This is a genomic window from Flagellimonas flava, from assembly GCF_050617915.1.
Classification (GTDB): Bacteria; Bacteroidota; Bacteroidia; order Flavobacteriales; family Flavobacteriaceae; genus Flagellimonas; species Flagellimonas flava_A.
This window is the reverse complement of sequence record NZ_JBODQE010000061.1, coordinates 1-272: the sequence shown is the minus strand read 5'-3', so window position 1 is coordinate 272 and position 272 is coordinate 1. Positions and strand designations below refer to the sequence as shown.

At 41.9% G+C, this 272-nt stretch carries 1 protein-coding gene; it reads left to right on the top strand.

Annotated features, from left to right (window positions below):
- Positions 1 to 55: 55 nt before the first annotated feature.
- On the top strand, positions 56 to 272 hold a 217-nt coding region (locus tag ACRHOZ_RS20980), incomplete at its 3' end, for a helicase-related protein (RefSeq protein WP_431130228.1).

Sequence of the window (272 nt, the reverse complement as noted above, 5' to 3'; positions counted from 1 at the left end):
GCTCGCTTCCGCGAAAGCGTACCCAAAAACATTACTCTTTGTAAGAGACAAGCGTATGGCAGACAGGCTATACCTCAAGCTTGAAGAAGCTTTCCCAGGGCAAGTAGACCTCATACACTCTAACAAGACACAAAATTATCGTATAAACAGTATCAATGCCTTCTCTGAAGGTAAAGTACGTATGATGGTAGCGACAGATGTAATGGCGCGTGGTCTTGATATAGATGATATAACACACGTTATAAATGTAAACACACCGCGTTTTCCTGAAA